This is a genomic window from Herbidospora mongoliensis (genome assembly GCF_001570545.1).
Lineage (GTDB): Bacteria > Actinomycetota > Actinomycetes > Streptosporangiales > Streptosporangiaceae > Herbidospora > Herbidospora mongoliensis.
Map to the genome: position 1 here is coordinate 374,758 of NZ_BBXD01000013.1, position 18,350 is coordinate 393,107.

An 18,350-nucleotide genomic window follows, 5' to 3' on the forward strand; every position below is an offset into this window, starting at 1 on the left:
TTTTCTCCAATGGCAGGGTTGTTAACGGCGCGGCGCGTCCGCCGCCCGTCGATATTTCACCATCCCGCACGCGTCGTCGTCGGCGGGTTCGGGCTCGCCATCCTGGTCGGCACCGCGCTGCTGTCGCTGCCGATCGCCACGACGGCCGGGACCTCCCCCGGGCTGATGCCCGCCCTCTTCACGGCCACCTCGGCGGCCTGCGTGACCGGGCTGACCATGGTCGACACCGCGGCCCACTGGTCGGTGTTCGGCGAGATCGTGATCGCCGCGCTCATCAAGATGGGCGGCCTCGGGATCATGACGCTGGCCACGCTGTTCACCGTGCTGATCGCGCGGAAGCTGAAGCTGCGCACCCAGATGATCGCGCAGGTCGAGACGCGCGCGATGAACATGAGCGACGTGCGGCGGGTCGTCCGCAACGTGGTGCTGTTCAGCCTCTTCTGCGAGACGATCGCGGGCACGATCCTGACCGCCCGGTTCGTCATCGCCTACGACGAGCCCTTCTGGCGTGGCCTCTACCTGGGCTTCTTCCACTCGATCTCGGCCTTCAACAACGCCGGCTTCGCGCTGTGGCCCGACGGCCTGGTGCGGTTCGCCACCGATCCGTGGATCTGCCTGACCATCGCGATCGCGGTCATCGTCGGCGGCCTGGGGTTCCCGGTCATCTTCGAGCTCGTACGTCTGTGGCGCCACCCCGGTCGCTGGTCCGTCCTGACCCGGGTGACGATGTTCATGACGACCGTGCTGCTGGCCGGGGGCACGCTCATCTTCCTGTCGGTCGAATGGCACAACCCCAAGACGCTGGGCGCGATCGACGACCCGGGGAAGCTGCTGGTGGCCTTCTTCGCCGCCGTGATGCCCCGGTCGGGCGGGTTCAACAGCATCGACATCGCGTCGATGGAGCCGTCGAGCTGGCTGGCGACCGAGCTGCTGATGTTCATCGGCGGCGGCAGCGCCGGCACGGCCGGGGGCATCAAGGTGACCACGTTCGGGCTGATCGTGCTCATCGTGTGGGCCGAGATGCGCGGCGAGAACCACGTCAACGTCGGGCATCGGCGGCTGTCGTCGTCGGTCCAGCGGCAGGCGGTCGTCATCACGGCGATGAGCGCGGCGCTGGTGGTCGTGTCGACGTATGTGCTGCTGCTCATCAGCCCCCACGACCTGGAGCGGGTGCTGTTCGAGGTCGTGTCGGCCACGGGCGTGGTCGGGCTGTCGACCGGGATCACGGCTGATCTGCCGCAGGCCGGGCAGGTGCTGCTCCTCATTCTGATGTTCATCGGGCGTATCGGGCCCCTCACTCTTGGCTCGGCGCTGGCGCTGAAGGAACGCTCGCGCCGTTACGAACTCCCCGAGGAGCGTGTGATCGTTGGCTGACAAGAGCGACGCCGTCGTGATTATCGGGCTGGGACGGTTCGGGAGCTCGCTGGCTCTCGAACTCACCCGGCGCGGCACCGAGGTCCTGGCGATCGACAGCAATTCCAAGACGGTGCAGCACCTGGCCGGGCACATCACCCACGTGGCGACGGCCGACGCGACCGACCTGGAGGCGCTGAAGCAGCTGGGCGTGCCCGACTTCTACCGGGCCGTGGTCGCCATCGGAACCGGGCTGGAGGCGAGCATCCTGACCGCCGCCCTGCTGGTCGAGATGGAGATCGAGGACATCTGGGCCAAGGCCATCAGCAAGCAGCACGGGCAGATCCTGCGGCGCATCGGGGTGCATCACGTGGTGTTCCCCGACAACGACATGGGCGAGCGGGTGGCGCGGCTGGTGAGCGGGCGGATGCTCGACTACATGCAGGTCGACGACGACTTCGCGCTCTGCAAGACCCGGCCGCCGCGTGAATACGTCGGGCAGCCGCTGGGAGAGTCGAATCTGCGGCGCAAATACGGGGTCACGGTGGTGGCGGTGAAGAGCCCCGACCAAGCTTTTACCTACGCGACCGCCGACACCGAACTCTCCTACGGCGACGTGATCCTCATCTCCGGGCGTACCGACGACGTGGAGCGGTTCGCGGAACTGCCCTGAGGCCCGCGATATGCGGAAAATTCCGTAAGCACGCCCAGAATCACCACGCGTGACTTGGAGCTCCGTACGCGATCTCATGAACCCCGATCGAATTGTTCGGGGGACGAGGAGAATCGTGCGACATCATCTTGCCCGGATCGCCCTGGTGGCGTTGGCCCTGGTCGCGATGGCGCAACCCGCGCTGCCCGCGCTGGCCGCCGACCGGCCGGATTTCCGGATCACCCGGTTCCTCGGTGAGCAGCGACTGCCGCACCTGACCCAGGTCGAGGGCACCACGCTCGGCGGGCTGTCCGGCCTCGACCGCGACCCGCTCACCGGGACCTGGTATTTCATCTCCGACGACCGCTGGCGCTACCAGCCGGCCCGTTTCTACACCGGCAAACTCGACATCAACCGGCGGACCGGCGAGTTCCGCGGGGTGACGATCAAGGGCGTCCACACGCTCAAGCGGTCCGACGGCAGCCCCTACCCCGCCTACGCCCAGCCCGATTCGGCCGACCCGGAGAGCATCCGGTGGGACCCGCTCACCCGGCGGCTCATCTGGTCGAGCGAGGGTGACCGGCCCGATCCGCAGAACACCGCCATCCCGCTGTCGCAGCAGTTCATCCGCTGGGCCAACAAGGAGGGCGAGCATGTCCGAGCCCTGCACCTGCCCGGCAACCTGCTGCTGACGAACGAGAACCGGGGGCCGCGCCGCAACTTCGGCATCGAGGGCCTGACGCTGACCAAGCACCGGATCGCCGCGATCGTCGAGGGCCCGCGCTTCGAGGACGGGACCCCGCCGACCACCGACGGCGGCGCCCCGGCGCGGATCACGGTGTGGAACCGCAACGGCCGGGTCCGCGCCCAGTACGCCTACCCGATCGAGAAGCTGCCCGCCGCCCCGATCCCGCCGACCGGCGCGACCGACAGCGGCGTGTCCGAGCTGCTGGCCATCGACGACAACCGCTACCTGGCGCTGGAGCGGTCGTGGATCGAGGGCGTCAACTACCGCGTGCGGCTCTACGAGATCGACCTGCGCGGCGCGACCAACATCCTGCACCGCGACAGTCTGATGACCCGCATGTTCTACCAGCCGGTCCGCAAGCACCTGATCCTCGACATCAACCAGCCCGAACCCACCCAGAACCTTGAGAGCCTGGCTTGGGGCCCGAGGCTGAAGACGGGTGAGTGCACCCTGGTCATCGGCTCCGACGACAACTTCTCACCGCAGGAGTCGACGCACTTCCTCCTGTACGCGGCCAAGGGCTGCCCCGTCCACAAAGAGAATCAGAAGTAGCGCAGCCAGATGTACGCCCACGCCATCGTCGTGCTCAGCAGGGTGACCACGATTCCGTAGCGGGTGAACTGCCAGAACGAGATCGGGTTCCCGGTCCGGGCGGCGATGCCGATGGCGACCACGTTGGCGCTGGCCGCGACGGCCGTACCGTTGCCCCCGAAGTCGGCGCCGAAGGCGAACGACCACCAGAGGGCCTGCGAGGTCTGCGGGTCGGGGGCGGCGGCGGCCATGCCCTCCACGACGGGGGCCATGGTGGCGACGTACGGGATGTTGTCGAAGAACGCGCCCAGCACGGCCGAGCCGAAGAGCAGTGACGTGGCGGCGGCGAAGTGGTTCTGGCCGAACAGGTCGACGGTCCACTCGCCGATCGCCCGGATCGCCCCGGTGTGGGTGAGCCCGGCGACCATCACGAACAGGCCCATGAAGAAGACCAGCGTGGGCCACTCGACCTCTCTGAGCACGTCGGACAGGTCGGCCTTGGTGACCAGCAGCATGACGCCGGCGCCGATCAGGGCGACGATCGACGGCTGGACGTGGAAGACCGAGTGCAACCCGAAGGCGATGACCACCGCGCCGAGCACGGTCAGCGACTTGACCAGCAGGACCTTGTCGGTGATCGCACGCTTCTCCTGCATGGCCATGACGGCCGCGACGTGCTCGGGGTGGTATTCGAAGGACTTGCGGAACAGCGGGTACGTCAGCAGCACGAACGCCCCGAAGATCACGACGACGGCCGGGGCCATGTGGATGAGGAAGTCGTTGAACGTCAGGCCCGCGCGGCTGCCGATGATGATGTTGGGCGGGTCGCCGATCAGGGTGGCGGCGCCGCCGATGTTCGAGGCCAGGATCTCCGCGATCAGGTAGGGCTGGGCCGGGATGCGCAGCCGCTGGCACACCATCACGGTGACCGGCGCGACCAGCATGATCGTGGTGACGTTGTCGAGGAACGGCGAGGCGACGGCCGTGATGGCCATCAGCATCACCATCAGCCGGTAGGGCCGGCCGAGTGATTTCTTCGCGGCCCAGATGGCCAGATAGTCAAACAGTCCGGTCTGCTTGATGACCCCGACGATCACCATCATGCCGAGCAGCAGGAAGATGACGTTCCAGTCGACGCCGGAGTGCTCGGAGAAGAAGACGTCCGCTCCGGGCGCGAAACCGAGGACGGTCATGACCCCGGCGGCGATGAGAACGACCTTGACCTTGTCGGCCTTCTCCGTGGCGATGAAGAAGAACGCGATCACGAAGACGCCGATGGCGAGGATCGCGCTCATCCCGGCCTGACCAGTCGGATCGTGGGCATGCGAAAACGACCTCCGAGCAAATGAGGGGTTGGGCGCCGGCGGGGACAGCCCGCACAGTCACAAACCGCCGACGCCCAAGTCGGAAATGTCGGGCCCGTTGTGGAGGGCCGGGCCGCTCGCCTTACGCTGACAGGCCCATGAGCGAGCGGCCCGGGCTCAGACGGACAGGCTGATCAGCAGCCGTTCCAGAGTGATCGCGCCGTGCAGGGTGCCGTCGTCGGCGACGACCGCCACCAGCGGGCTCCGCGCCCGTGCCATCAGCGCGGCGATCTCCAAGAGGGTCGCCCCCATGGGTACCGTGACCGGTTTGGCCACGGGTTTGGGCAGGCAGTCGCCCACGGTCAGGGTGCCGAGTTCCTGCCAGAACACGTCGGCGTGGGCCTCGTCCAGCGTCCGCGCCAGGGCGGGGTCTTCGTGGATACTCAGCGGGATGGCCAGCCGGAGCACCTGGGTGCCGGGCAGGACCGTCCAGGGTCGGCCCCGGTCGTCGACCACGACGAGCCCGGGAAGCCGGTTGAGGACCATGATCCGGACCGCGCGCACGACCGAGTCGGTCGAGGTCACGGTCGGCAGGGTCGCGGCGATGTCGCGCGCTTGCATGTCACCATCCACTCGCGCCGGACGGTAGGTCGTGTAGGTCTCGGTCACGGCCTGTCACCTCCGGAGTTGGGAACTCCTTCAGTCTTCCGTTTAGTCTTTTGTCCGACTATGGGGGCTGACACCCATCTTCGGTGACGCACAACCTGCATGGACAGACCGGGCGAAGATTGCCAACCTGGAACCATGGGCCCCTTGTTCTGGCGACTGTGCGTCATCAACGGCGCGGTCTTCACCGTCGGCACGCTCGCGCTGGCGCTCTCTCCGGCAACGGTGTCCTCGCCGGTCCTGCTCCGGGAGATCCTCGTGCTGGCGGCCGGGCTGGCCATCATCCTGGTGACCAACGCGCTGCTGCTGCGCACCAGCCTCGCCCCGCTGACCACCCTCACGGCCCTCATGCACCGGGTCGACCTGCACACCCACGACCGGGCGATCGACCGGGGGAACGGAGATCTGACGCACCTGATCGACAGCTTCAACACGATGCTGGAACGCCTGGAGAACGAGCGCACGTCGGCCTCGGCGCACGCGCTCGCCGCTCAGGAGGGCGAACGGCAGCGCATCGCGCGTGAACTGCACGACGAGATCGGCCAGAGCCTGACGGTGGCGCTGCTGGGCCTGAAACGGGCCGTCGACCGCGCACCCGAACCACTCAAAGAGGAGCTCGACCTGGTCAGGGACACCATTCGGGGCAGCCTCGACGAGGTGCGCCAGGTGGCGCGGCGGCTGCGTCCGGGCGTGCTGGAGGATCTCGGCCTCCACAGCGCGCTCACCGCGCTGGCCGCCGACGTGGCCCCGGCCGTGGCGGTGACGCGGCGGATCGAACCCCTGCCGCCGCTCTCCCCCGAGGTCGAGCTGGTCATCTACCGGATCGCGCAGGAGAGCCTGACCAACGTGGTGCGCCATTCCCAGGCGCTGAAAGTATGGCTGTCGCTCACCGCCGACGGGCCCGACCTCGTGCTGCGCATCACCGACGACGGGGTCGGCGGGGCGCGCACCGAAGGAGCGGGAATGCGCGGTATGCAGGAACGGGCGCTGTTGATCGGCGCCCGCCTGACCGTGACGTCGGCCGACGGCACCGAGGTCAAGCTGACGATCCCCGGAGTGATCGCTTGACATCCTCCCCACGGCTGAAGCCGGGAGATTCCCACCCTCACGGGTCGGGTTTCCTGCTTCGCGGGGCCGCGCCTTCGCCGCTTTCGCGGGTCTGGTCTCACCAGCCCTCCACAGGCGTTTCACCTCTCCGCCAGCCCGGCGGCGAGGATGTTCTTCGCGGCGTTCACATCCCGGTCATGGGCGGCACCGCAGGCGCATTCCCACGTCCGGACGTTCAGCGGCATCTCGTCTTGCAGAATGCCGCAGGCGGAGCACAGCTTGGAGGAGGGGAACCACCGGTCGACAACGACCAGTTCCCGCCCGTACCACTGCGTCTTGTACTCCAGCATGGTCCGCATCTCCCGCCAGGAGGCATCGGAGATGGCGCGGGCCAGCTTGTGGTTCTTCACCATGTTGCGGACGGTGAGGTCCTCGATCACGACCGTTTGGGTCTCACGGACGAGTCGAGTGGTGAGCTTGTGCAGGAAGTCGCGGCGGCGGTCGCAGATCCGGGCGTACACGCGGGCGACCTTGAGTTTCGCCTTCTGCCGGTTGGCCGAACCCTTCTGCATGCGGGCCAGCGCCCGCTGAGCCTTGGCCAGCTTGCGCCGGTCGGCCCGCTCGTGCCGAGGGTTGACGATCTTCTCCCCGGTGGACAGCGTCGCCAGCGCCGTGATTCCCGCGTCCACGCCGACCGTGTTCGAGGTCGGGCCGAGGGGCCGGATCGCGTCCTGGCAGAGGATCGAGACGAACCAGCGCCCGGCCGCGTCCCTGCTCACGGTCACGGTCGACGGTTCGGCGCCCTCGGGCAACGGGCGCGACCAGAAGATGTTCAGCGGGCCGTCCATCTTCGCCAGCGTCAGCGCACCGTCCCGGTATTTGAACGCGGAGCGGGTGTACTCCGCCGACGCCCGGGATTTCTTCCGGGACTTGAACGTCGGGTACCCGGCCCGCTTGGCGAAGAAGTTCGCGAACGCCGCCTGAAGGTGGCGAAGCGCCTGTTGCAGCGGAACCGAGGACACCTCGTTCAAGAACGCGAGGTCATCGGTGCGCTTCCACTCGGTGAGCGCAGCCGACGACTGCACGTAGGAGACCTTCCGGCCCTCCAGCGTGTAGGCGCGGGTCCGCTCCTCCAACGCCTTGTTGTAGACCATGCGGGCGCAGCCGAAGGTCCGGGCAAGCTCCGCCGCCTGCTCAGGGGTCGGGTAGAAGCGGTACTTGTACGCCCGCTTCACGACCTGCGCCATGCCTCACATTTTACCGCGCGATCAGTTAAGTCTGGGCGTGTTTTCGATGCCAGACCACGCGGCGCCGTGTCGCATTTCCTCCCCAGGGCTCAAGCCTGGGGTCTCCACGCTGGAGGTATCTGATGACGCGCATCCTGCTCGCCGACGACCACGCGCTGGTCCGGCGCGGGGTGCGCCTGATCCTCGACGCCGAACCCGACCTGGAGGTCGTCGCGGAGGCCGCCGACGGCGCCGAAGCAGTGGAGGCCTGCCGCGACGATGCCGTCGACCTGGCCATCCTCGACATCGCGATGCCCCGGATGACGGGTCTTCAGGCCGCCAGGGAGATCTCGAAGCGCTGGCCGGGGATCCGCATCCTGATCCTGTCGATGTACGACAACGAGCAGTACTTCTTCGCGTCCCTCAAGGCCGGCGCGTCGGGCTACGTGCTGAAGTCGGTCGCCGACCAGGACCTCATCGAGGCGTGCCGGGCGGCGGTGCGCGGCGAGCCGTTCCTCTACCCGGGCGCGGTCACCGCGCTGATCCGCGACTACCTCCACCGCCACCGTCAGGGCGACCCGCTGCCCGACCAGATCCTGACGCCGCGCGAGGAGGAGATCGTCAAACTGATCGCCGAGGGCAACTCGACGAAGGTGATCGCCGAGATCCTGGTCATCAGCCCGAAGACGGTCGACCGCCACCGCGCCAACATCCTGGCCAAACTCGGCATGAGCGACCGTCTCGAACTGACCCGCTACGCGATCAGGGCCGGGCTCATCGAGCCTTGATCGACGCCTCGTCGAGCACGACGGCGTCGCGCCAGGGGGCGCGGCCGGAGAACTCCATGACCCCGGCGGCCACCGCGCCGAGACCCGCGAGGGCGAACATGATCGAAAGGGGCATGCTCGGCGGGATCTCAGGGTTCCAGATGTCCACGACGCCCGTGGACGGCGAACCCTCCAGGTAGAGGATCTCCCGCTGTTCCCCCACCCGCGCTCCCGGGAACTTCTTGGTGCTTCCGACCTGGGGCACGCCCTCGGCGGTCGTGAACGTGACGTACATCGTCCGTCCCTCGACCTCGGCGACCGTCCCGGTCGTGGACCTGCCGTAGGTGGGGCCGTACCAGTCGGAGTAGAAGCCGGCGCCGGCGATCAGCACGAAGGCCAGGCCCAGGAGCGCGATGGCGATGCCGCGGGCGCGGTGGTTGACCGAGGAGGGGGCGGCCGGCGGTTGTTCCTTCGCCTTGGCGAGAGCCCTCTGGTATTCGGCTAAACCGGCAGCTCTGTCGTGCACAGGCATGGCACCCCGCCTCTGAAGATCACCCCATTTGATCTGTTTTACCCCGGTAGCGCAGAGCGAAAACGGGAGCGCAGGCGGCGCAGCATGCGGGCGTCGTCGAAGCCCGACTCGCGCGCCGCCGCCTCGACCGTCGTGCCGTGGCCGATCAGGTGTTCGGCGTGTTCCAGGCGCAGCGACTGCTGGTAGCGCAGCGGGGTGAGGCCGGTGGCGCGGGTGAACAGCCTGGTCAGAGTGCGTTCGCTGACGCCCGCCGCCAAGGCGAGCTTGGGCAGCGGAAGGGGTTCGGTGAAGTGCCCGTCGATCAGGTCCTGGACCTGGTGGACGGTGTCGTCGAGGTGGTTGCGGTGCCGGAGCATCGTGCTGGCCTGGGGTTCGGTGCCGTTGCGGCGGGCGTAGACGACCATCTCCCTGGCCACCTGAGCGGCTCGGGCCGGGCCGTGGCGCAGGGCGACCACGTGGAGGGCCAGGTCGACGCCGCTGGCGATGCCGGCTGAGGTGATCACCCGGTCGTCGACGGTGAACAGCACGTCGCGGATCACCGTCGCCTTCGGGTGGCGGCGGGCCAGATCGTCCTGGAGGTCGTGGTGGGTGGTGCAGCGGCGGCCGTCGAGCAGGCCCGCGGCGCCGAACGCGCGGGCGCCGGAGCACACGCTGGCGATCACGCCGCCCGCGCGGTGGTGGTCGCGCAGACGGGTCAGGAGCGTCTCGGGGAGGGCCGCTTCGCCGCGCCAGCCGGGCACCAGGATCAGGTCGTCGCCCGTCAGCTCCGGCCAGGTCTGGCCCGCGGCCAGGGGCAGGCCCTGGGCGCTGACCACCTGGGGGCGCTCCGCGACGTAGGCCAGGTCGTAGCCGGCCGTGTCGAAGACCTGGGCGGGACCGGCCAGGTCGAGCAGGTGCACCCCGTCGACCAGGGCGAAGACGATCAGGGTCATTCCAGCTCGGACACCGTCGCGATGCGGGCGAACCGGTCGCGGAGCACGGCTTCGGTGCGGGCCGTAATCTCCTCGGCGGTGAAGCCGCCGACCCCTTCGGTGGTGGTCGCCTCGGTCACGAAGACGACCTGGTAGCCCAGGTCACTGGCCAGGCGGGCGGTCGTCTCCACACACTGCTCGGTACGGATCCCGCACACCACCAGCTCCCCCACCCCGGCCTCCACGAGCCGCTGCTGAAGGTTGGTCGTGGTGAACGCGTTGTGCGCCGACTTGTACAGAATCGGCTCCCCGGCGACCGGCTGGTCGAGCTCGGAAAGCAGCTTCACGTGACCCGACGCGGGGTCGAACACACCGCCGCTGCCCGCTTCGGTGTGCAGCACCCAGACGACCAGCTCGCCGCGCGACCGGGCCGCCCGGACCAACCGGTTGACCGGCTCGGCGATCTTCGGGTTGCCGATCCGGTCCCACTCGGAGCGGGCGCGGAAGGATTCCTGGACATCGATGACGATGAGCGCTCTGTTCATGCCTACCAGTCTGACCCGCGAAAATGCCCAGAGAACAGGCCGAATCGGGTCCCGGGCCGGACCGATCCGGTCACGTACGGGACAGGAACTCGCGGGTCCGCGGATGCTGCGGCGCCCCGAAGATCTGGTCAGGATGCCCGCGTTCCAGCAACACGCCGTCGGCCAGGAAGCACACCGTGTCGGCGATGTCGCGGGCGAAGCCCATCTCGTGGGTGGCCAGGATCATCGTCATGCCCGACTCCTTGAGCTCCCTGATCACCCCGAGCACCTCGTTGACCAGCGTCGGGTCGAGCGCCGAGGTCACCTCGTCGAGCAGCAGCAGCCGGGGCTGCGTCGCGATGGCCCGGATGATCGCCACCCGCTGCTGCTGGCCGCCGGACAGCCGGTCGGGGTAGTCGCGCGCCTTCGTCTCCAGCCCGAACCGGGTCAGCAGCTCCCGCGCCTGCTCCTCGGCCTGCGCGCGGCCGACGCCGTGCACCTTCCGGGGCGCGAGGGTGATGTTGTCGAGCACGGTCATGTGCGGGAACAGGTTGTAGGCCTGGAAGACGATCCCGATGCGTTTGCGCACGTCGTCGGGGTCGGTCCGGACGTCGGTGATCTCGACGTCGTCGAGCAGGATCGCGCCGTCGTCCACGGTCTCCAGCAGGTTCACGCAGCGCAGCAGGGTCGACTTCCCCGAGCCGGAGGCGCCGATGAGGCAGACGACCTCGTGGGTGTCGACGGTGAGATCGACGCCCTTGAGGACGTCGTGCTCCCCGTACCGCTTCCAGACCCCGTCGATCGTGAGGAGGGTCATGTCGCGCCTCCGCGCTGACGTGCCGCGCGGGCGGCCAGATGATCGGTGAAGCGGGCCATCGGCACCGTCAGCGCCACGAACAGCAGCGCGGCGGTGACGTAGGGGGTGTAGTTGAACGACTCGGCCGCGTGGATCTGCGCCTGCCGCAGCGCCTCCAGGGGCCCGAGCATCGCGACGAGCGCGGTGTCCTTCTGGAGAGACGCGAAGTCGTTGAGCAGCGGCGGCACGACTCTTCTGACGGCCTGCGGGACGACGACGTACCGCATCGTCTTCCCATGGGACAGCCCGAGCGACCGCGCGGCGGCCTTCTGACTCGGGTGGATGGAGTCGATCCCCGAGCGGAACACCTCGGCGACGAAGGAGGTGTACGACAGGATCAGCGCGATCGTCCCCAGCACCACCGGATCGTTCGGCACCCCCTGAAGCTGGAGCGCCGGGACGCCGAACCCGACCAGGTAGACCAGCAGGATGACCGGGATGCCGCGGAAGACGTCGGTGTAGAGCGCGGCGAGAGCCCTCAAAGGGAAGAACACCGGCGACCGCAGCCCGCGCAGCAGCGCCACCCCGAGCCCGAGCACCAGGATGATCGGCTCGGCGATCAGGAAGATCCCCACGTTCAGCAGGAACCCTCTGAGCACATCGGGCAGCGCGGTGACCAGGGCGTCCCAGCTGAAGAACGTCTCCCGCACCCGGGGCCAGCCCGGCGAGGCGAGCAGCCCGAAGACCACCAGGCCGACCACGACGACCGTGGAGATCGTCGCGGCCGACAGCGACCGCCGCCCCTGGGCCTTGAGGAGTTTCTCGCGTTCCTTCTGGCGGTCGCTCTTGACCCAGGTGGTCGTCACGAGAGTTCGGGCGCGCCCGCGGTCGAGGTCAGCCACTGCTGCTCGATCGCGGCCAGCTCACCAGACGACTTCAGCTCGGCCAGCGCCTTGTTGACGCAGCTCACGAGGGTGTTGCCCTTCTCGAAGAGCAGCCCGAACTCCTCCGGCGTGCCACCGGAGGCGGCGAACTGCCCGACGATCTTCGAGCCTTCGATCTGCGCGGCGGTGACGTAGAACGCGGTCGGCAGGTCGACCACGATGGCGTCGATCTGCTTGTTCTTCAGCGCGTTGACGGCGTCGATCTGCTGGTTGAACACGCTCGGGTCGGCTTCCGGCTGGATGATCTCGCGCACCGCGCTCAGCGCGGTGGTCCCGGCCTGTACGCCGATCTTCGCGCCCTTGAGCCCGGCGAGGTTCGTCGCGGAGGCGAACTCGGAGTCGCCCAGCGAGACGACGGCCTGCTTGACGGTGTAGTAGCCGTCAGAGAAGTCGACCGCCTTCGCCCGCTCGGGCGTGATGGAGACCTGGTTGATGTCGAAGTCGAACTTCTTCGGGCCGGGCGCGAACGACGAGTCGAACGGGACGGTCTCCCACACGACCTCGGTCGGCGCGAACCCGAGACCCTTCGCGACGGCCGCCGCCACCGCGCCCTCGAAGCCCTGCCCGTTGTCGGGGGCGTCGTCCTTGAACCAGGGCTCGTACGCCGGCTTGTCGGTCCCGATGGTGAGCTTGCCCGGCGTGATCAGCTTGAGGCTCTCCTTGGCGCACGCGTCCACGGCCGAGGCCGTCCCACTGGGGGCCGCCGCCGGGGGCGTGGCCGTCTCTTCGGGAGCGCAGGCGGTGGCGAGGATGAGCACACCGGCCGCCAGGAGAAGCGAGGAACGGTGCATGAGGGAGCCTCCGGGGTCGTACGTGGTCAACCCCCCGATGATGTCGGAAATGTCCGACCTCGGCAAATACACAAAACCGTCCCGATACGATCACGAACCGTAAACGGCCGCATCGGCGCACGCACGATCCGGCCCCAGAATGATCACGGCTATCGGTTTCCGCGGGATCACCGCCTTCTCTGGGAGTTGTGCGGCATACATGGATCGGCCAGCCCCTGACCGTGCTGGCCCTGGTCGTTCTCGTCGTGAACGATCATGTGCTGAAACAGGCCTTTCCCGGATTCGTGACCGGGAAGCTGAGTGACGTCGCCGGACTCATCCTCCTTCCTCCTCTGCTCGATCTGGTGCTGCGGCGCCCGAAGGTCTCCATCGCCGTCACGGGAATCGCGTTCACGCTGGTCAAGGCGAGCGCCACCGGCGCGTGGCTGGCCTCGGAGGCCTGGTCGCTGGTGTTCGACCCGTCGGTGGTCCTCGCCGACCCCACCGACCTGCTGGCCCTGCCCGCGCTGTGGGCTGCCTGGTGGGCGTACCGGCACCCGGTTCCGGTGCACAAGGCCGTGGTGTTCCTCCTGGTCCCGCCCGCCGTGCTGGCGGTGGCCGCGACGAGCATGGCGGCGTACGACTGGCCGTACACCGCCTACGCCGTCGTGTCCGACGGGGACGAGATCGTCGTCCACACCGAGGGCGGATACGGCTATGGCCGCGACCTGATCGCCTACCGGACCCGCGACGGCGTCACCTGGGACAAGTGGATCCAGCACGACCTGATCGAGGGCGCGGCCAAGGCCTGCCTGGGGGCGAGGTGCTACCGGGTCGCGCGCGGTCATCTGCGGGTGGAGGAGTCGCGGGCCGGTGTGTGGACGCCCGTGTGGAGCATCCCGGACAAGATCCGTGATCACCTGTTCCGCTTCTATCCCGAGGGGAACCCGGCGTACTCGAGCGATATGAAGGAACCGGTGGAGTCGTTGTCCGTCGCGGTGACCGAGCGGCTGGTGGTCGTCGCGAACGGCGCCGACGGCATCGCCCTGCGGGACGCCCGGGGCGCCTGGCACCGGCTCGGCATCGGTCCCGGCGGCTTCGACCCGGCCAGGGCGGCGCCGTTGACCGTGTCGGGCCGCTATGACGTGTTCGTTCTCGCGAGCCTGGCGGCTCTGGTCGCCACGTTGCTGGCGCTGTTCGGGGGCGCCCACAGCCCTTTGGTCGTGGTGGGCGGGGCCATGATGGTCTTCGGCCTGTGGGTGGCCTTGAGCTCGGGAGAGTCATTGATCATCTCGGGCGCGCTGCCCTTCGGGCTGATGGTCTGTCTGCCGGGGACCGGTCTGGTGGCCTTCGGGGTCTCCCGGGCCAGGCCGCCGGGGCGGCTGGTCCCGGTGAGCCTGCTCGCCGGGCTGCTGGCCGTGGCCGCGGTGGTGGCGCCCTACGCCGCCTGGCAGGCCGGTTGGCTGGAGCTCTACTCCGACGCGGACACCGGAGCGAAGATCGCCTTCGGGGCCGTGGCTCTGGCGGCGATCGGGGCCGGGGACTGGACGCGGCGGCCGAACGTTCCGGTTCCGCACGGCGGGTGGTCATGACCATGCGGCCTTCGTGGATCGGCCAGCCCCTGACCGTGCTGGCGCTGGTCGTGCTCGTCGTCAACGACCATCTGCTGAAATTCACGTGGCCCGGGTTCGTCACCGGGAAACTCAGCGACGTCGCCGGGCTGATCGTCGCGCCCGCCCTGCTCGACCTGCTGCTCCGCCGTCCCGCCCTCTCGATCGCGCTGACCGGCATGGGGTTCACCCTCGTCAAGGCCACCGAGACGGGGGCCTGGCTGGCCTCCGAGGCGTGGTCGCTCGTCTGGGGACCGTCGGTGATCCTCGCCGACCTCACGGACCTGCTCGCCCTGCCCGCGCTGTACGCCGCCTGGTGGGCCTCCCGGAACCCGGTGCCCGTGGGGCGGACCGTGGTCATCCTGCTGATCCCGGCCGCGGTGCTGGCGGTGACCGCCACCGGCCCGGGACCGACCTGGTACACCTACACCGCCTACAGCGTGGCGGAGCGCGGCGGGACGATCATCGTGCACACCCGGGGCGGCCTGGGCGGCGGGAGAATCGACGACGACGGCCCCGTCTTCGTCTCCGCAGACGCCCACGCCTGGTCCCTCATGGCCTCCCCCAAGCCGGCGGCCGTTCCATCGAGGTCAGACTGCGACGGCAGTCGCTGCTACCGGGTCGTGCCCGGCCGGTTGAAGGTCGAGGAGGCGGTGGCGGGCCGGTGGGTCACCGCCTGGGAGGTCCCCGTCGAGGCGCAGGACCGGCTGGCGCGCGCGAACCCGCCCCAATACCAAGAGGATCGCGAAGCGACCGAGTCGCTGGGCGTCGCGGCGGTCAACGGAGTCGTGGTGGTCGCGAACGGCGCCGACGGTATCGCCGTCAGGGACGCCTCGGGAGCCTGGCAGCGGCTGGGCATCGGCGAAGACGGCTTCCGCGAGTCGTTCACGGTGCCGTTGACCGTCACGGGCCGCTACGACGACACACTGCCGATGAACGCGCTGATGGTCGCCATCGCGGCCGGGCTGCTGACCCTGACCATGGGGGTGCGCCGGACCAGTTTCGCCCTCGGAGCGCTGGTCATCTGGCTGGGCTCCTGGGGCGCCCTGACGCCGCGGGATCACCGGACCATCGGCATGATCGACGTCAACATCCCGATGCTGCTGGTCCTGGGCGTACCGGTCGCGATCGTGGTGATGACGATCTCGGCGGGCCGGGCGGCCCCTCCCGGGTGGATCTGGCCCATCGGGTGTGTCGTCGGCGGGCTCGTGTGGTCGCTGATCATGTTGCCGTTCATCGCCTGGAGCGCCGGTTGGGTGCCCACGTACGCGCAGGCCACGGTCTTGGCCGTGGTGCTCAGCGCGGTGACGGCGGCGGGCGGCGCCTGGATCATGTTCCGATACGCAAAACCGCAGCACCTCGCACCCGACCATTGGCCAGATCCGTGAGTGCCCGGTCGGCCTGGTCGAGCGGATAGGGAGTGGTCTCGACGGTCAGCGGGTGGTCGGCGACGAACTCCAGGAAGGCGTGGCCGTCTTCACGCGTGTTGGCCGTCACCGAGCGCAGGTCGCGCTCCTCGAACAGGTGCTTGTCGTAGTTCAGCACCGGGATGTCGGTCAGGTGGATGCCGGCGACGGCCAGCGTGCCGCCCCGGTCGAGGGCTTCGAGCGCGGTCGGCACCAGGTCGCCGACCGGCGCGAACAGGATCGCGGCGTCGAGCTTCTCCGGGGGCTGCTCGTAGGCGCCCGACGCACTGGCCGCGCCCAGGGAGAGGGCGAGCTTGCGCGCCTCCTCAGATCGGGTCAGCACGTGGACCGTCGCCCCCCGCTTGATCGCGACCTGTGTGGTCAGGTGGGCGGACGCGCCGAAGCCGTAGATGCCGAGCCGTCCGCCCGGCGGGAGTTCGGCCCGGAGCAGCGAGCGGTAGCCGATGATTCCCGCGCACAGCAGCGGCGCGAGTTTCTCCGCCGGATAGTCGTCGGGCAGCGGATAAACGTAATCGCTCGACGCGACCAAATATTCGGCGTAACCGCCGTCGGCGTCCCATCCGGTATAGGTCGAATTCGGGCACAGGTTCTCGTTGCCGCGCCGGCAGTATTGACAGGTCCCGTCGGTCGAGCGCAGCCAGGCGACACCGACCCGCTCGCCGGTGCCCACGATCCGGCCGACGGCCTGGTGCCCCGGCACGGTCCTCGGCCGGTGCGGCGGCAGCTCACCTTCGAGAAGATGCAGGTCGGTGCGGCATACGCCGCACACCTCGACCCGCACGAGCACCTCGCCCGGCCCTGCCTCAGGAACCGGCAGCCGAGTGAACTCCAGCGTCCCCGGCCGGGCCACCACCCAGGCGTTCATGTCCATAAATCCGACGATAGGCGGCTCTCCGCAAGGAATTGATAAAAGCTGGCCAATAGCCGCATTTGGCAGCAGGCAATTCGAATACCGCTACTTATCATCCTGATGTGGCCACAATCATGTCGAACACGACGCGCTATCTCTGCGCGGCCGGATATCTCGACACCCGGTTCCGCGAGGCGGTGCTCGGGGAGCTGGTCCGCGACCCCTACCGGGGTGTGGCTCCCTCGGCGGGCGACTTCGATGTGGTCCCGGTGGTTCAGCACTGCCTGCGGGCGCGGCGGCTGATGGCGTACCGGGACCTGCTGGTCTCCGTCGTGATCGCGGCCGGGCTGATCCTCGACTTCTGGCGGATGGTGAGCTGGCTCATCGTCCTGGGCGGGTTCGTCTGGTTCCAGCACTCGCGCCGGGGCGGGCCTGTCGTCGTGATGGTCATCGGCGTGCTGCTGATGGTCAAGGTGCCGTGGCTGGAGGCGCTGATCAGCGGGCAGCCGGTCGACCTGGGGGCCATGCCGGTCGGGATGTCGGCGATCGCGGTCACTTTGATCATCGTGACGGGATTCCGCGTCAGGGCGGGGGTGATCCTGGCCAGACGGCTGAAGGCCGGCGCGACGATCCAGCCGATCGACACCCCCAGGCTCGACTACCTGAGCCGGGCGCAGCACGGCAACCTCACGTTGTCGAAACGGCCCTTCATCGGGGCGGGCGACGTCCACGAGACCTGGCCTTCTCCTGGCCTGGAACTGCCCGAGGAGGCCGACGTCTTCGTGGCGTCCGGGGTGCTCGAACCCACGTCGGCGCTGCTCGACCAGGCCCGCCCGGCGATCACCGTCAGCGAGGGCCCGCGCGGCTACCGCCGGTTGATCCTCCAGGACGACGAGATCACCGTCACCGCGTTCCTGCGCACCGACGGGCGTTACGGCGAGGTGGTGGTGACCGTGCTGCCGCCGGTGGCCGACGTCTACCGGCTGGCCGACCTGCTGCCGGACGGTCTGACGAAGATCGCGAGAGGCGTTCTGTCGGTCCGCCGCACCGATCTCGCCGTGGACATCCTGCTCGCGCTGCCCCGCGTCTGCCGGCTCGTGGCCCTGAAACCCAGGAAGCCCGGCGTCACCTACGACTACGGGGCCCGTCTGTCCGTACGCGAACTCGGTTCAGGACCCCTCACCTGCCTGCAGGAACTCGACGTGCAGCGGCAGGTCACCCAGCTGAGGGAACGTCTACAACCGCGCACGCGGCTGACCCAGATCATCCCCGAGAAGATCCACTGAGGTCGTACGTCTCCCGGGCGCGGGCGATCTCCTGCTGGTGGGCCTCGGTCCAGGTCACCAGGGCCTTGATCGTTTCATGCAGGCTCTCGCCGAGAGGGGTCAGCTCGTAGTCGACGCGGGGCGGCACGACCGGGAAGACGGTCCGTTTGACCAGGCCGTCGCGTTCGAGGTGGCGCAGCGTGCGGGCGAGCATGCGCTGGCTGATGCCGTCGATCTCGCGCTTCAGCTCGGTGAAGCGCATCTTCTTGTTGTCGAGCAGCGCGATCACGAGCAGCGACCACTTGTCGGCGATCCGGTCGAGGATCTGCCGGACCTCGCAGTCCTCGCGGCTGTCCCACTGGAATACGTCGAAGTCAGAGTCGGTATCCCCGCAGTGCCCCGGTGTACTTAAAGTCCCGTCTTCCAT

General features: G+C 68.7%; 18 protein-coding genes and 1 pseudogene. 8 read left to right on the plus strand and 11 right to left on the minus strand.

What is annotated here, in order from left to right:
* Positions 1-9 precede the first annotated feature (9 nt).
* The 3 genes from AW272_RS18855 (at position 10) to AW272_RS18865 (ending at position 3,305) form a co-directional block, all read left to right on the plus strand.
* Positions 10-1,374 (plus strand): TrkH family potassium uptake protein, encoded by a 1,365-nt coding sequence (locus AW272_RS18855; protein ID WP_066366713.1) that lies wholly within the window; start codon positions 10-12, stop codon positions 1,372-1,374.
* Positions 1,367-2,026 carry a potassium channel family protein gene (locus AW272_RS18860; RefSeq protein WP_174551831.1) on the plus strand — a complete coding sequence of 220 codons (660 nt, stop codon included), beginning with the start codon at positions 1,367-1,369 and terminating at the stop codon, positions 2,024-2,026. The genes AW272_RS18855 and AW272_RS18860 overlap by 8 nt, the downstream gene beginning before the upstream one ends.
* Before the next feature lie 115 nt (positions 2,027-2,141).
* A complete protein-coding gene (locus AW272_RS18865; protein ID WP_083958442.1) occupies positions 2,142-3,305 on the plus strand; it encodes an esterase-like activity of phytase family protein in 1,164 nt (387 codons plus the stop codon).
* Here AW272_RS18865 and AW272_RS18870 read toward each other — a convergent pair.
* Both AW272_RS18870 and AW272_RS18875 read right to left on the minus strand, forming a co-directional pair.
* Entirely contained in the window at positions 3,296-4,579 is a 1,284-nt protein-coding gene (locus AW272_RS18870; RefSeq protein WP_066366715.1) for an ArsB/NhaD family transporter, read from the minus strand. The genes AW272_RS18865 and AW272_RS18870 overlap by 10 nt on opposite strands.
* 186 nt (positions 4,580-4,765) lie before the next feature.
* On the minus strand, positions 4,766-5,257 hold the full coding sequence (locus AW272_RS18875) for a CBS domain-containing protein (RefSeq protein ID WP_245657619.1): 492 nt from the start codon (positions 5,255-5,257) through the stop codon (positions 4,766-4,768).
* A 135-nt stretch (positions 5,258-5,392) separates the two neighbouring features.
* Here AW272_RS18875 and AW272_RS18880 point away from each other — a divergent pair, with 135 nt between their 5' ends.
* On the plus strand, positions 5,393-6,322 hold the full coding sequence (locus tag AW272_RS18880; RefSeq protein WP_066366718.1) for a sensor histidine kinase: 930 nt from the start codon (positions 5,393-5,395) through the stop codon (positions 6,320-6,322).
* Positions 6,323-6,339: 17 nt separating this feature from the next.
* On the opposite strand, the pseudogene AW272_RS18885 reads toward AW272_RS18880, so the two are convergent.
* Positions 6,340-7,548, minus strand: a pseudogene (locus AW272_RS18885) (RNA-guided endonuclease InsQ/TnpB family protein); the annotation flags it as partial.
* Between the two features lie 122 nt (positions 7,549-7,670).
* Here AW272_RS18885 and AW272_RS18890 point away from each other — a divergent pair.
* On the plus strand, positions 7,671-8,315 hold the full coding sequence (locus tag AW272_RS18890) for a response regulator (protein WP_066366724.1): 645 nt from the start codon (positions 7,671-7,673) through the stop codon (positions 8,313-8,315).
* Here AW272_RS18890 and AW272_RS18895 read toward each other — a convergent pair.
* The 6 genes from AW272_RS18895 to AW272_RS18920 form a co-directional block, all read right to left on the minus strand.
* On the minus strand, positions 8,302-8,820 hold the full coding sequence (locus AW272_RS18895; protein ID WP_066366725.1) for a hypothetical protein: 519 nt from the start codon (positions 8,818-8,820) through the stop codon (positions 8,302-8,304). The two genes, AW272_RS18890 and AW272_RS18895, sit on opposite strands and share 14 nt — an antisense overlap.
* 44 nt (positions 8,821-8,864) lie before the next feature.
* Complete coding sequence (locus AW272_RS18900; protein WP_066366728.1) at positions 8,865-9,758, minus strand: GlxA family transcriptional regulator; 894 nt, start codon at positions 9,756-9,758, stop codon at positions 8,865-8,867.
* Positions 9,755-10,282, minus strand: a complete 528-nt coding sequence (locus AW272_RS18905) for a cysteine hydrolase family protein (RefSeq protein WP_066366730.1) — start codon at positions 10,280-10,282, stop codon at positions 9,755-9,757. Before AW272_RS18905 ends, AW272_RS18900 begins: the two co-directional genes overlap by 4 nt.
* Before the next feature lie 70 nt (positions 10,283-10,352).
* The gene (locus tag AW272_RS18910; RefSeq protein ID WP_066366733.1) at positions 10,353-11,078 is read right to left on the minus strand and encodes an amino acid ABC transporter ATP-binding protein; all 726 of its coding nucleotides are present in this window, start codon (positions 11,076-11,078) and stop codon (positions 10,353-10,355) included.
* Positions 11,075-11,959 carry an amino acid ABC transporter permease gene (locus AW272_RS18915; RefSeq protein WP_245657620.1) on the minus strand — a complete coding sequence of 295 codons (885 nt, stop codon included), beginning with the start codon at positions 11,957-11,959 and terminating at the stop codon, positions 11,075-11,077. The genes AW272_RS18910 and AW272_RS18915 overlap by 4 nt, the downstream gene beginning before the upstream one ends.
* Positions 11,920-12,822, minus strand: a complete 903-nt coding sequence (locus tag AW272_RS18920; protein ID WP_245657621.1) for an ABC transporter substrate-binding protein — start codon at positions 12,820-12,822, stop codon at positions 11,920-11,922. Before AW272_RS18920 ends, AW272_RS18915 begins: the two co-directional genes overlap by 40 nt.
* Before the next feature lie 158 nt (positions 12,823-12,980).
* On the opposite strand from AW272_RS18920, the gene AW272_RS18925 reads away from it, so the two are divergent.
* A complete protein-coding gene (locus AW272_RS18925) occupies positions 12,981-14,363 on the plus strand; it encodes a hypothetical protein (protein ID WP_066366734.1) in 1,383 nt (460 codons plus the stop codon).
* Positions 14,360-15,769 carry a hypothetical protein gene (locus AW272_RS18930; protein ID WP_157518633.1) on the plus strand — a complete coding sequence of 470 codons (1,410 nt, stop codon included), beginning with the start codon at positions 14,360-14,362 and terminating at the stop codon, positions 15,767-15,769. The genes AW272_RS18925 and AW272_RS18930 overlap by 4 nt, the downstream gene beginning before the upstream one ends.
* Here AW272_RS18930 and AW272_RS18935 read toward each other — a convergent pair.
* The gene (locus AW272_RS18935; RefSeq protein WP_369408738.1) at positions 15,711-16,679 is read right to left on the minus strand and encodes a zinc-dependent alcohol dehydrogenase family protein; all 969 of its coding nucleotides are present in this window, start codon (positions 16,677-16,679) and stop codon (positions 15,711-15,713) included. The genes AW272_RS18930 and AW272_RS18935 overlap by 59 nt on opposite strands.
* A 101-nt stretch (positions 16,680-16,780) precedes the next feature.
* On the opposite strand from AW272_RS18935, the gene AW272_RS18940 reads away from it, so the two are divergent.
* A complete protein-coding gene (locus AW272_RS18940) occupies positions 16,781-17,944 on the plus strand; it encodes an AbeC-like domain-containing protein (protein ID WP_157518634.1) in 1,164 nt (387 codons plus the stop codon).
* Here the strand turns inward: AW272_RS18940 and AW272_RS18945 are convergent.
* Positions 17,922-18,350 (minus strand): winged helix-turn-helix transcriptional regulator, encoded by a 429-nt coding sequence (locus AW272_RS18945; RefSeq protein ID WP_066366740.1) that lies wholly within the window; start codon positions 18,348-18,350, stop codon positions 17,922-17,924. The two genes, AW272_RS18940 and AW272_RS18945, sit on opposite strands and share 23 nt — an antisense overlap.

Excerpts from the sequence above, each read along its gene's own strand:
- AW272_RS18855 (WP_066366713.1), top strand. The coding sequence starts at position 10 with ATGGCAGGGTTGTTAACGGCGCGGCGCGTCCGCCGCCCGTCGATATTT.
- AW272_RS18870 (WP_066366715.1), bottom strand. The coding sequence starts at position 4,579 with ATGAGCGCGATCCTCGCCATCGGCGTCTTCGTGATCGCGTTCTTCTTC.
- AW272_RS18945 (WP_066366740.1), bottom strand. The coding sequence starts at position 18,350 with ATGGAAGACGGGACTTTAAGTACACCGGGGCACTGCGGGGATACCGAC.
- AW272_RS18910 (WP_066366733.1), bottom strand. The coding sequence starts at position 11,078 with ATGACCCTCCTCACGATCGACGGGGTCTGGAAGCGGTACGGGGAGCAC.
- AW272_RS18880 (WP_066366718.1), top strand. The coding sequence starts at position 5,393 with ATGGGCCCCTTGTTCTGGCGACTGTGCGTCATCAACGGCGCGGTCTTC.
- AW272_RS18930 (WP_157518633.1), top strand. The coding sequence starts at position 14,360 with ATGACCATGCGGCCTTCGTGGATCGGCCAGCCCCTGACCGTGCTGGCG.
- AW272_RS18905 (WP_066366730.1), bottom strand. The coding sequence starts at position 10,282 with ATGAACAGAGCGCTCATCGTCATCGATGTCCAGGAATCCTTCCGCGCC.
- AW272_RS18900 (WP_066366728.1), bottom strand. The coding sequence starts at position 9,758 with ATGACCCTGATCGTCTTCGCCCTGGTCGACGGGGTGCACCTGCTCGAC.
- AW272_RS18890 (WP_066366724.1), top strand. The coding sequence starts at position 7,671 with ATGACGCGCATCCTGCTCGCCGACGACCACGCGCTGGTCCGGCGCGGG.
- AW272_RS18935 (WP_369408738.1), bottom strand. The coding sequence starts at position 16,679 with ATGGACATGAACGCCTGGGTGGTGGCCCGGCCGGGGACGCTGGAGTTC.